The sequence below is a fragment of the Nocardia sp. NBC_01503 genome (genome assembly GCF_036327755.1).
GTDB lineage: Bacteria > Actinomycetota > Actinomycetes > Mycobacteriales > Mycobacteriaceae > Nocardia.
This window is the reverse complement of record NZ_CP109596.1, coordinates 4,985,040-4,996,723: the sequence shown is the minus strand read 5'-3', so window position 1 is coordinate 4,996,723 and position 11,684 is coordinate 4,985,040. Positions and strand designations below refer to the sequence as shown.

The window sequence follows — 11,684 nt, the reverse complement described above, 5'->3', positions numbered from 1 at the left end:
TTCTATACGGCGCGGCGGCGGGTGCGCTGCAGCTGATCCAATTCGCGGGCCACATCGGCCTGCGACAGCGTGGCCCCGGTCTGCACCGAAAGGGCAAGGGGCATACGCGCATCCACGTGATAGGCGGTCACGTGCAGCACTCCGTCGAAGCCCATCTCGAAGGTGACCTGGACTTCACTGCCCGCCGGATAGCCGGGCGGAATATCCTTGATTCGCCCCTCCACCAGGACTTTCGAATCGTCCGGCCGGGTCGAGGCGGCCTGTCCCTGCTGCTCGACGATGGTCAGCTCGATCTGATCCTGATCGGCGCGCACGGTGCCGTAGGAGCGCCGCACCCGAATGGGCAGCGTTTGATTGCGATGCACGAGCCAGCTCGCCGCCAGCCCGTTGTAGCTGTCCAGGGCGAGCACCCCGAAGCCACGCGACACCACGGTGTCGACCTGGATCTCCAGCATGCGGCGGACCAGGCCGACCGGCTGCCCGAAGGAGGCGGCGACCCGGCTCAGCGACTGTTCCAGCTCGTGTGGATCGGCATCGTGCAGCTCCGCGCCATCGCGCAGACGGCCGCGAGTCATCAGATCGGCGACCACGAGCCGCTCCATCTCCAACTTCTCGCCGTACAGCGCGGCGCCGCGCGCGACCGAGAGATCCGGGTCGCGCAGCTCGCCGACCAGACCCAGCTCACGCTGCAATTCCCGCGCCACCATCGGCATTCGCGAGGATCCGCCGACCAGCAGCACCCGATCCACCTGATGCACCCCGCGCTGCCCGGCCGCGGCCAGGCACGCCTTGGTGAGGTCCAGGGTGCGGCGCATGAGCGAGGCCGTCATGGCCTCCATCTCGGTGCGGGTCAGCGTGATGACCGCGCGCGCACCATCGTGTGCGATAAGTACTTCGGTCTGCTCGGCCTCGCTCAGCTCGCATTTGGCGCGCTCGGCGGCCAGCACCAGCATCTGCGATCCGGCCGAATCGTCCAGTGGGTCTTCGGCATCGGGATTCGCGGCACAGAACTGCTGGGACAGGTGCAGGGCGATGCGCTCGTCCCAGTCGGCCCCGCCGAGCTGATGATCGCCCTCGACCGCGAGCACCGAGATGCGCCGGTCGGACAATTCGATGACGGTGGCATCGAAGGTGCCGCCGCCGAGGTCGTAGACGAGCACGGTCTCGCGACCGCCGTTCTTACCGATATCGACACTGCCGTCCAGGCGGCCGAAACCATAGGACAGGGCCGCGGCGATCGGCTCGGAGAGCACGCCCGCGACATCGAACCCGGCGTAGGTACCGGCCTGGATGGTGGCCCGCCGCTCCTCGTCACCGAAGTAGGCGGGCACGGTGATGACCACGCGCTGCACGGTGCCGCCGCCCCCGAACTCGGCATCGGCGGCCAGACTCTTGAGGATCAGCGAGGAGACCGCGGGGGCGGACCAGGTCTGCCCGTGCGCCATGAAGCGCCAATCGGCATCTCCCATGCGCCGTTTGACCAGCGCGCACACATGCTCGGGATCCAGTCGCGCCTGTCGTCGCGCACCCTCACCCACCACATGGTCATTGGCCGAGGCGAACAGCACCACCGACGGTACCGTCGGCTCCCCGTTCATACCGATCAAGATTTCCGGGCGACCATCCGCATCGATACGCGCGATCGCGGAATTCGTTGTGCCCAGGTCGATGCCGAAGACCCCCATGGCGGCGATCGTAGCAGCCATGACCGACCGTGGGGATTAAGGTTCGGGCATGACCGAACCCGCCGCAGCGACCGGGAACCCTGACACCGCAACCGAACCCGATGGGGACGGCGGCGGCGCGAATCTCAGCGAACGTATCGACGATCTGACCCGGGTGATCGCGCGGCAGGCGGCAACTCTCGAGCGCCTGGCCGATGACGCCAGGGCGCGGGACCGGCGCGAGCGCGCGGGCGCGGATGTGCCGCTGGTCGTGGAGCTTTTCGCGGTATTCGGCGATGCGCTGTCCCTGGCGGCCACCGCCGGTTCCGAGACCGAGCGAACGGCGTTCGAAACCTTCGCGAATCGGGTGGAGCGATTACTGGTGGGTCGCGGCGGGCAGGTGGTGCGCCCGACTCCGGATGTCGCGTTCGACGCCCTCACCATGGAGGCCGCCGACACCCGCGCCACCGCCGATCCGGCCGCCGATCGCACCGTCGCGGAGGTGCTGCAGCCCGGCCTCACCATCGCCGATCGTTCGGTGCGGCCCGCGAAGGTGATTGTCCGCCGGTATCGCGATCCGGAAAGCTGATCCCGGCCCTTTATCCAAAAGCCCCCTGCGGTTAAGCACACATGCTTAACCTCTGGGGTATGACAGGCACCCATGCCCGGATGATCGATGTCGGACAACCCATGACCCGGTTCGCCCGGGGCTGGCACTGTCTCGGCCTGGCGGAGAGTTTCCGGGACGGGGAACCGCACTCGGTCGAGGCGTTCGGCACCAAATTGGTGATCTGGTCCGATAGCAAGGGCGCACTGCACGCGCTCGACGGGTACTGCCGTCATATGGGCGCGGATCTGTCCTATGGCAGCGTCAAGGACGACAATATCGCCTGCCCCTTCCATGATTGGCGCTGGCGCGGTGACGGGCGTTGTACCGCAATCCCTTACGCTCGGCGGGTACCACCGCTGGCCAAGACCCGCTCCTGGATCACCTGTGAGGAGAACGGGCAGTTCTTCGTCTGGAACGATCCCGAGGGCAATCCGCCGCCGCCCGAGGTCGCCATTCCGCATATCGACGGGATAGGTACCGAGCAGTGGAGTGACTGGAGCTGGAATTCACTGCTGATCGAGGGTGCGCACTGCCGCGAAATCATCGACAACAACGTGGATATGGCGCACTTCTTCTATATTCACTACGCCTATCCGGTGTTCTTCAAGAATGTGTTCGAAGGACATGTGGCCACGCAGTTCCTGCATTCCAAGGGGCGGCCGGATGTGCACACCTCCTCGAACTACAACACCGAGATGCAGCTGTTGCGTTCGGAGGCTTCGTATTTCGGGCCGTCGTACATGATCAACTACCTGCACAACGACTTCGGTGAGCGGACCGTCGAGGTGGTGCTGATCAACTGCCACTATCCCGTCACGCACAATTCGTTCATGCTGCAGTGGGGGGTGAGCGTACAGGCCATCGAGGGGCTGCCGCCCGCCAAATCACAGTCGCTGGCAAAGGCTTTCGGTAAGAGCTTCGGCGTCGGATTCCTGCAGGATGTCGAGATCTGGAAGCATAAGACCCGCATCGACAATCCACTGCTCACCCAGGAGGACGGGCCGGTGTATCAGCATCGGCGCTGGTACGAGCAGTTCTACGTGGATGTCGCCGATATCAAACCGGAGATGACGGCGCGCTTCGAATTCGAGGTCGACACCACGCACGCCAATGAGAATTGGGAGGCCGAGGTCGCCGAGAATCTGGCCAAGCGCGCGGCGGAGAACGCCTAGGCCAGTCGCGCCGGCACATCCGCGCCGACGCGCGCCCACTTACCGGAGAGCGCACGCCAGGACACCGCGACCAGTCGCAGCAGCATGAACGCGACCAGCCCGGTCCAGATTCCGGCGATGCCCCAGTCATACACCAGCGATAGCCAGATGGCGGGCAGGAAACCGAGCAGCGCCGAGCCGAGCGTGGCATTGCGCAGGAAAGCGGCATCACCCGCGCCGAGCAGGACACCGTCGAGGGCGAACACCACACCCGCGATCGGAATGATGCCGACGAAGAACCACCACACCACATGCGTTCGGTCCAGCACCGACGGGTCGGTGGTGAACAGCTGCGGTATCACCGCATACCCGGCCGCGAAGATCACCGCCAGCACCACCGCGAACACTGTCGACCAGCCGGTGATGCGCCGCGCCAAACCCTGTGCGCCCCGGGCATTCCCGGCCCCCAGCGCCGCACCGACCAAGGTTTGCGCGGCAATGGCGAGCGAATCCAGGGTCAGGGCAAGAAAACTCCATAGCTGCAAGACCAGCTGATGTGCCGCCACCGAGGCCGCTCCGAACCGCGAGGCCACCGCCGCGGCCGAGACGAAGCACGCCTGGAAGGCCAGACTCCGCGCGATGAGATCCCGCCCGAGTACCAACTGCGCCTTCATAATCGCGATATGTGGGGCCAGCGGCACCCGTGAGCGCACCAGCGCCCAGACGAACAGTGCGGCCATCACCACCTGCCCCACCACGTTCGCCACCGCGGACCCCTCCAGCTCCAACCGCGGCGCACCCAGCAGCCCGTGCACCAGCACCGGGCACAGAATCCCCGAAACCACCAGCCCCGCAACGACATACACCAGCGGCCGACGTGTCTGCTGCACCCCGCGCAGCCATCCGTTCCCCGCCATGGACAGCAGGATCAACGGCACCCCGAACAGCGCGATGCGCAGCCACGACTCCGCCCGCGGCGCGATCTCATCCCCGCCCGCGATAGCCCGCGTCACCGGCCCCGCGAACACCTGCAGCACAACGACAATCGCCACCCCCACCCCGACGGCGATCCAACTGGCCTGCACCCCCTCACCGATCGCGCCCCGCTCATCCCCCGCCCCATGCCGCCGCGCGGCCCGCGCCGTCGTGCCATAACTCAGGAACGTCAACTGCGAACTGACCTGCGCCAGAATCAACCCGCCCACCGCGAGACCCGCCAGCGCCAGCGCACCGAGCCGCCCCACCACGGCCATATCGAACAGCAGATAGATGGGCTCGGCGACCAGCACCCCCAGCGTCGGAATCGCGATTCCGAGAATCCGCCGCGGCCCCGCCTGCACCGCCGCCGACCCCACCTCGCTCTCCACCATACGATCACCATCCCACAACCCCCCGACATCTTCGAGGAGCCCGGGAGTCAGCCGGTGAGCGCGGCTTCGAAGGTCGGCCAGGAGCGGTGCAGGTCCTGCTGCCAATACCCCCAGGAGTGGGTTCCGGTCGGTCTGAGGTCGAAGGTGGCCGGGATGTCGAGCTGACGGAAGCGCTCCTGTAATGCCCTGGTGCACATGTTCATCACCGCCTCCAGGGGTGCGCCGAAGAGCAGTTGCCAGGTCAGGTGCAGCGGATCGCCGTGGCCCGGTGTATCCAGGGGTCCGGGGACGCCGGTGCCGGCGGAGACGTAGATCGCGGTGCCGCGCAACCGATCCGCGTGCAGGTACGCGTCGTTCGCCGCCCAGCGCGCATCACCGGCCGGACCCCACATATTGAAGGCGTTACCGCGCCAGCGGGCCACCACCGCCGTGACGAACGCCTGGCCCTGCGGATCGCTGGTCCGCACACAGCCGCTGTAGGACCCGATGGCTCGATACAGTCCCGGTGCGGCCAGAGCCAGTTGGAATACCGAGGTTCCGGCCATCGAGATGCCCGCTATCGCATTGGACCCGCTGCCGTGCAGCGCCGCATCGACGATCGGCGGGAGTTCGCCGGTGAGAAAGGTGGTCCAGCGCGGCCGGCCGAGCATCGGGTCGTCGAACTCCCAATCGGTGAAGTAGCTGCCCGCACCGCCGACCGGGATCACCACATTGACCTGCTTATGGCGGAAGAACTCCGCGATATCGGTCTCATCGTCCCAGTTGCCGTCGATACCGCCGTTGGCACCGTTGAGCAGATAGAGGGTGGGTGCCGGTGCGCTCGGATCCGCGGCGCGCAGTACGCGACTGCGGATGACGGTATTCATCGCGGCGGAGTAGACGAAGACGTCCTCGACACGATCCCGCACCTGTTCGATGCGGTCCAAGCGGGCGGCCCCGGCCGCTGCGGACGGCTCGGCCCGACCGGTCGCCGCGGTCAGGGCACCCAGCACCAGCACCAGCGCCAGGCCCACCGCGGCGGCGCGCTGCCCGAACCGCGGTCCCGGCGTCGCGCCCCGGCGGCGGGACTGGGACGTTGCCGACCGGTATCGCACTGTGCGCCAAGTCGATTCGGGATCGAATGACGATCTCACCGCACCAGGTCCGCCAGCGTCCGTGTGCTCCCCATGGGCGGCCGGTCGGCCAGCGATACCGTGCCGGTGGTGCGCCGCCAGGAGGCGCCCTCGGGGCGGTAACTCGCCAGGGCGACACCGGAGTCGCAGATGCCGAGGCGGTCCAGCAGGGTGGCGATGACCTGACGGCTCATATCGGCCAGCTCATGAGTGGGGCGGTTGCGGTGTCTGCGGGTGCCGAGGTCGACCTGCGCGATGGCCGATGCGCCGTGGCGCTGCCAGGCGTCGACCAGGATGCCTATCTCCACCCCGTATCCGGGAGCGAAAGGGATGCCGGTCAGCAGATTTCGGGTGGCGGCGTACTCACCGCCCAGCGGTTGCAGCACCTCACCGAGTTCGGGTGCGAGCGCGGTGAGCAGCGGGCGCGCCACCAACTGGGTGACTCGGCCGCCGCCATCGGCATCGCCCGCCGGGTCCAGCTCCAGTGGACGGCGGTAGTAGCCCTTCACCAGTTCGATTCCGTCCCGCAGCAGCAGCGGAGCCAGCAACGCGGGGACGAATCGCGGGCTCGGGGTGAGCAGATCCGAATCCACGAAGACGATGAGATCGCCGGTGGTCACCGCGAGCGAACGCCACAGCACCTCACCCTTGCCGGAGCGGGGCTCGATATCCGGCAGGGCCTGTTCGCGGGTGAATACCGCTGTGGCACCCGAGCATTCGGCAATCCGCACGGTGTCGTCCGCCGATCCGGAGTCGACCACCACGAGCTCGTCCACCAGCGTGCCCACCAGTGGCCGAATCGATGCGAGCACCCCGCCGATGGTCGCCTGCTCATTCAGGGCGGGCAGCACCACCGATACCGTGCGCCCGGCCTTGTGCTCGATCAACTCCGGCAGCGACCAGTCCCGGTGGAACCAGGTGATATCGGCCAAGCCTTTCCAGTGGATCATCGAGTAGTCCCTTCACCCGAGTCGAGAACGGTGGTGCGCCACCGCGGCCAGATCTCCTGCCACGGACGACGCGGATGGTCACAGCGCCACAGCACGACATGCCTTGTGATGCCGGGGAATCCGAGGGGTGAATCCAGTCGGTCCACCACGCGTACGTCCGAGAATGTTTGGCGCAGTATCGATTCCGCTCCACTCGAACCTATATAGAGCACCGTGGTCGCGGACTGCGAGGGTGAACCGAAGTAGGCGTACCCGCGATTCGCGCTGTACACCGGCGGTAGCTCCGGTGCGTGTCCGTCGAGAGCCGCCGCCTGCCAGTAGGTCTGAGTGATCACCACGGTGTGCGCACGGGCGGGCGGAGTCAGCTCATCCGCCTGCGCGGCCACGGCGGCATACAGCTCATCCCACCCGGATACACCGAAAAGTCGCATCCGAGTGGATAATTCACGCTGAGTATCGGTGGCGTCGTGCAGCGCCGACTGCGGCAGCGGCAGTACCAGAACCACCGCGAGCGCCAGGCCCGCCGAGACGCCCGCCGTCAACCGGACACCCCGCCACCACCGCCGAGGTTCCCCCTCGGTCCACCACACCGCACCCGCCGCCAGCAGTACCGGAAACAGGCCCGCCGCATAGTAGGGACGCGAGTCGGTGGCCACCACGAACACCACCTGCACCAGCGCGGCGATCGCGACGAATCGGTACGGACGCAATGCCGATGACCGCAGCAATGCCCACACCCCCGAACCGGCGAGCAGAGTCCCGAGCATCCCGAGCAGCAATGCCACCTGTATCGGCAGCCCCGCAACCCCACCGGTCGCCGCCCGCTGCTCCTGTGCGATCACCGAAGCCATTGCCAACTGGGGCCAACCGTGACTCGCCTGCCAGCACAACCCCGGTACCACGGACAGCCCGACGACCACGAGCGCCGCCCACGACACCGGCCGCCGGAACAGCGCGCGCGGCCCGAAGATCAGGACTCCGATCGCGATTCCCACGGCGAGCACCGGCAGCAGCAGTTTCACCTGCAGGTCCACCGCGGCCACGACCGCGACGGCGAGCAACAGTCGATTATCACGAATTCTGTTCCAGCGCACCAGAATCCACGCCAGCGCGGCCGTGAGCGTGGCATCCACCGCAAAGGTGGACAGCGTCGCCGAGGCGGTGATCAGAAATGGAGTCGTGGCGAATCCGAGTGCCGCCAACCGTTGCGCGGCCCGCCCACCCCCGAACTCCCGCGCCACCCCCGCGCACACCCAGATCGCGCCGATTCCGCACGCGATGGCCGGAATCCGCAGCACGACAACCGAACCCGGTGCGAGCCACTCCGCGGTCCGAGCCATCAGCGGAACCAACGGCCCCTGATCGACGTATCCGGCAGCCAGCCGTCGCCCGGCCGACAGGAAGTACAGTTCATCGCCGAAATACCCGTACCGCCCGGCGCGCAGGCCCAGCACCACCGCCGCCGCCAGCGCGATGGCACCGACACCTCGAATATCCCAGGGCGGCAACCCCACCGCCGCCCGTCTCGGCTCGGTGGCTCGCTCCACGGCCGGGTGCGGGTCGGCCGATACCGAGCCCGCCCGGCCATCCGCCGCCCGTTCATCCAGTGAGGACCGGGCCATCGCGTTCGCCGCCACCGCATCGGGCAGGGGCCGGGCGCTCACGTGCGCCGCCGAGGTAGCGCGAGGGTGAGCACGGCCAGGAGCAGCGACACTCCGGCCATGAGCCACAGCACCGTGGTGATCGCGGAAACATAGTCTCGCGCCGCGGCTTTCGCGAAGAACACGGTCCCGAGCACCGCGACCCCGAGCGCACTTCCCACCTGCTGCACCGTCGGCACAATGCCCGAAGCCGATCCGGTGGCGCGCTCGACCACCCCGGCCAGCATCACCGAGGGCAGCGGTCCGGCGAACCATCCCATTCCCGCTCCCGCCGCGAAGACCGACCAGGCCAGTTCGCGAATGTCCGAGGCGGCTCCGGAGGCGTGCACCGTGCTCGCGATCGCCCCCAACGCGACCGCGAATACCGTCACCCCTACGGTCAGGGCCCGAGATCCCCACAACGACACCAGAATCGGTGCGGACAACGCGCCCAGCACCGCCCCCACCGCGAACGGCACCATGACCATCCCGGTCCGTGCGGCCGACCATCCCAACCCGGACTGCGCCGCTACCGATACCGTGAACAGCAGGGCCGTGAACACCCCGTAGAACGCCGCCGTAAGCACCGAACCAATCGCAAATGCCCTGTCCGCGAACAGTTCCAGCCGCACCAACGGTTCATCGCCGTGCGCCGCCCGCCGCCGCTGCGCCCGCACGAACAAGACCAGCACCGGTACGGACAGCACCGCTGACACGATCATGATCGGCGGCCACCCCAGCGCACGACCCTCGGTCAGCGGATATACCAGCAACCCCAAACCCAGCGCCGACAGCACCGCCCCCGCGAAGTCGAGCCGCCGCATCAGCGTCAACCACCGCGAACCGGATCCCCTCGATACACCGAGGGCCGCCGAATCCGCGACGACGACCGAGTTCGCCCGGGCCGATGCGTGATTCCCCGACTGCCCAGACGATAGGCCGGGCCCGGCGGCCACGTCCGCCCCTCGCATACGGGCATACCTTCTCACCAGCGCGACCGCACCGGCCGCGACGGGAAGGTTGACCAGAAAGATCGCGCGCCAGCCCCATCCCAGCGGGCTGGCGTCGACCAGCGCTCCGCCGAGCAGCGGGCCGAGCATGCCCGCCAGTGCCGCCGTGGCACCGTAGATGCCGAAGACGGTCGCGTGCAGTCCTTCCGGGAACGCGCCCGCGATGATCGCGATGGTCTGCGCGGAGATCAGGGCGGCCGCCACTCCCGCCGCCGCACGCGCGAGTATCAGTTCGTTCGCGCCGGAGGACGTTCCGCACCACACCGAAGCACCGGCGAAGGCGACCAGCGCCGCCATGAAAACGGTATGCCTGCCCAGCAGATCACCGATTCCGGCGGCGGCCGGCAGGGTGCAGGCGAAAGCCAGGCCGTACCCGCTCACTATCAGCAGTTCGGCCGCACCGTCCGCGTGCAGATCGCGGGCCAGGGCGGGCATGGCGGTGTGCACGATGGTCAGGTCCAGCATCTGCATGAACACCGCTGTCAGGCACGCCGCCAGCGCGATCCACGCGCCCGGCGCGGTGGCCGGGCGGGTGGTATGGCCGGAGATCCCGGACGTCATGAGAGCGCCGGAACTCGGGCCGCGTAGTCGCCATCGGCCACGACCGCGTTGATGATCGCGGTCAGGGTCCGCACGTATCGCACCACCGATGCGTGCGCCTGCGGTGTATCCGGGAACAGCAGGGACAGCGTGGTCACGTCATGGAAGCGGTTGACCCACAGGAACACCTCCCCCGAGCTGGTCTCGCTGCCGTAGAGCCCGCCCTTGATGGCGTCGAACATGTCCGCGCCGTCCATCTTTCGGACGTCGACATAGGACACCATCGGTGCGGTGAAGCCCGGCCGCGCCCGGATGCCGAGGTCGGGCGTGACCAGTTCCAGGACGCGATGCAGGGAGACATCCGTGAGATCCTTGGCCCGCTCCGCCGCCTGCTGCGCGGCCGCCACCACGGCGGTGAAACAGTTCTCCGCATCTACCTGGAACTCCACCGGAATCAGGTTGGTGTACCAGCCCACCGAACCCATCTCCCCCGGCAGGAAACGGGTATTGGCGGGCGTGAAGCCGAAATACCTTTCCCGCCCGGCCAATTCGAGCTCGGCGAGGCCGATCGCCGCGAACAAGCCACCCAGGAAGCGTCCGCCGTGCGCGGTGCAGACCTGCTCGAAGCGCAGCATTTCGTCCTCGCTCAGCAGCGTCCGGGTGAGCTGTGCGCCCTGTGCGTATCCGCCCGCGCCCAGCTCCAGCGGGAATCGCGGCACATCACCGTCATTGCGGCGCAACAGATCCAGCCACTGCCACACCGCGGCGGACTCCAGGCCGAGTTGCTCGTTGATGAGATTCTCCCGGGCGCAATAGCCGATGTGGCCGTCGACCTCCGGCAGCTCCACCGCGCCGCCGGACAGTTCACCGCCGTAGAGCAGCAGCAGGTCGACACAGGAAATCGCCTGTGCCACACCGTCGGTATGCAGATGATCCACGGCCGCGTACACCGTGAACGATCCGGGACGCTCGATGACGCCGAAGGAGAAGCAATCCCATTCGAAAGGCCCGGGCGTCTCGGCCCGCACCCGCTCGCGCAGGGCGTCCAGATCGTCGAACTCCCCGTAACCGGTAGCGGTCACCTCGATATCCGCCGGATCCGCCACATGACGCACGATCCGCCCGTCCGGTTCCAAGGCGAACCAGCTGCGGAAGGTGTCATGCCGCCGCAGAAACGCGTTCAAGGCGGCGGTCATGGCCCGATGATCGGGCACCCCCGGAATATCGAACGAAATCATGCATATTCGCGAAACGCGCAATCCCACACGGGAATTGCGATGCGTCGCGCGCAGATAGGCCCGCTGTTGATACGACGGTCCGACATCGTGCGCGGGCGCCCGCCGCACCGCCGCCCGCGCGGCGGGGGACGCCGTCCAGGTGGTGAGCCTGCCGGGCTCGGGATGCCAGTCGCCGAAGAGGCCGAATGCGACCATGAATTGACCTCGATTCCTACCGCTCGCTGAATCAGGTTTACGAGTGAACGGCACGCACCCACCGCCTGACCAGCACCGCAGCGAAAGTCTGTGACGATTCCCAAGCCGGACCGCCCGCGCCCGGACGGTCTCCCAAAGTGTCGCGATACGCATTGTCCGGCTATCGCTTTCGACCTAACGTCACCACCCGACCGTCCCACTCGA

The 11,684-nt window shown here is 67.5% G+C and carries 9 protein-coding genes; 2 read left to right on the top strand and 7 right to left on the bottom strand.

Features of this window, described 5'->3' with window-relative positions:
* Positions 1-2: 2 nt before the first annotated feature.
* Positions 3-1,685 carry an Hsp70 family protein gene (locus OHB26_RS22430; RefSeq protein WP_330185746.1) on the bottom strand — a complete coding sequence of 561 codons (1,683 nt, stop codon included), beginning with the start codon at positions 1,683-1,685 and terminating at the stop codon, positions 3-5.
* A gap of 49 nt (positions 1,686-1,734) precedes the next feature.
* On the opposite strand from OHB26_RS22430, the gene grpE reads away from it, so the two are divergent.
* A complete protein-coding gene (grpE, locus tag OHB26_RS22425; protein WP_330179232.1) occupies positions 1,735-2,253 on the top strand; it encodes a nucleotide exchange factor GrpE in 519 nt (172 codons plus the stop codon).
* A gap of 59 nt (positions 2,254-2,312) precedes the next feature.
* On the top strand, positions 2,313-3,446 hold the full coding sequence (locus tag OHB26_RS22420; protein WP_330179231.1) for a Rieske 2Fe-2S domain-containing protein: 1,134 nt from the start codon (positions 2,313-2,315) through the stop codon (positions 3,444-3,446).
* On the opposite strand, the gene OHB26_RS22415 is transcribed toward OHB26_RS22420, so the two are convergent.
* The 6 genes from OHB26_RS22415 to OHB26_RS22390 form a co-directional block, all read right to left on the bottom strand.
* Positions 3,443-4,795 carry an MATE family efflux transporter gene (locus tag OHB26_RS22415; RefSeq protein ID WP_330179230.1) on the bottom strand — a complete coding sequence of 451 codons (1,353 nt, stop codon included), beginning with the start codon at positions 4,793-4,795 and terminating at the stop codon, positions 3,443-3,445. The genes OHB26_RS22420 and OHB26_RS22415 overlap by 4 nt on opposite strands.
* 47 nt (positions 4,796-4,842) lie before the next feature.
* On the bottom strand, positions 4,843-5,796 hold the full coding sequence (locus OHB26_RS22410) for an alpha/beta hydrolase (RefSeq protein ID WP_442943034.1): 954 nt from the start codon (positions 5,794-5,796) through the stop codon (positions 4,843-4,845).
* A 128-nt stretch (positions 5,797-5,924) separates the two neighbouring features.
* Positions 5,925-6,857, bottom strand: a complete 933-nt coding sequence (locus tag OHB26_RS22405) for a glucosyl-3-phosphoglycerate synthase (protein ID WP_330179229.1) — start codon at positions 6,855-6,857, stop codon at positions 5,925-5,927.
* On the bottom strand, positions 6,854-8,521 hold the full coding sequence (locus OHB26_RS22400) for an ArnT family glycosyltransferase (RefSeq protein ID WP_330179228.1): 1,668 nt from the start codon (positions 8,519-8,521) through the stop codon (positions 6,854-6,856). The genes OHB26_RS22405 and OHB26_RS22400 overlap by 4 nt, the downstream gene beginning before the upstream one ends.
* A complete protein-coding gene (locus tag OHB26_RS22395) occupies positions 8,518-10,068 on the bottom strand; it encodes an MFS transporter (RefSeq protein WP_330179227.1) in 1,551 nt (516 codons plus the stop codon). The genes OHB26_RS22400 and OHB26_RS22395 overlap by 4 nt, the downstream gene beginning before the upstream one ends.
* A complete protein-coding gene (locus tag OHB26_RS22390) occupies positions 10,065-11,480 on the bottom strand; it encodes a condensation domain-containing protein (protein ID WP_330179226.1) in 1,416 nt (471 codons plus the stop codon). Before OHB26_RS22390 ends, OHB26_RS22395 begins: the two co-directional genes overlap by 4 nt.
* Positions 11,481-11,684: the final 204 nt, after the last annotated feature.

What these genes read in the sequence shown, in the direction of transcription:
- OHB26_RS22390 (WP_330179226.1), bottom strand. Translation starts at nt 11,480, where the DNA reads ATGGTCGCATTCGGCCTCTTCGGCGACTGGCATCCCGAGCCCGGCAGG.
- OHB26_RS22415 (WP_330179230.1), bottom strand. Translation starts at nt 4,795, where the DNA reads ATGGTGGAGAGCGAGGTGGGGTCGGCGGCGGTGCAGGCGGGGCCGCGG.
- OHB26_RS22395 (WP_330179227.1), bottom strand. Translation starts at nt 10,068, where the DNA reads ATGACGTCCGGGATCTCCGGCCATACCACCCGCCCGGCCACCGCGCCG.
- grpE (WP_330179232.1), top strand. Translation starts at nt 1,735, where the DNA reads ATGACCGAACCCGCCGCAGCGACCGGGAACCCTGACACCGCAACCGAA.
- OHB26_RS22405 (WP_330179229.1), bottom strand. Translation starts at nt 6,857, where the DNA reads ATGATCCACTGGAAAGGCTTGGCCGATATCACCTGGTTCCACCGGGAC.
- OHB26_RS22420 (WP_330179231.1), top strand. Translation starts at nt 2,313, where the DNA reads ATGACAGGCACCCATGCCCGGATGATCGATGTCGGACAACCCATGACC.
- OHB26_RS22430 (WP_330185746.1), bottom strand. Translation starts at nt 1,685, where the DNA reads ATGGGGGTCTTCGGCATCGACCTGGGCACAACGAATTCCGCGATCGCG.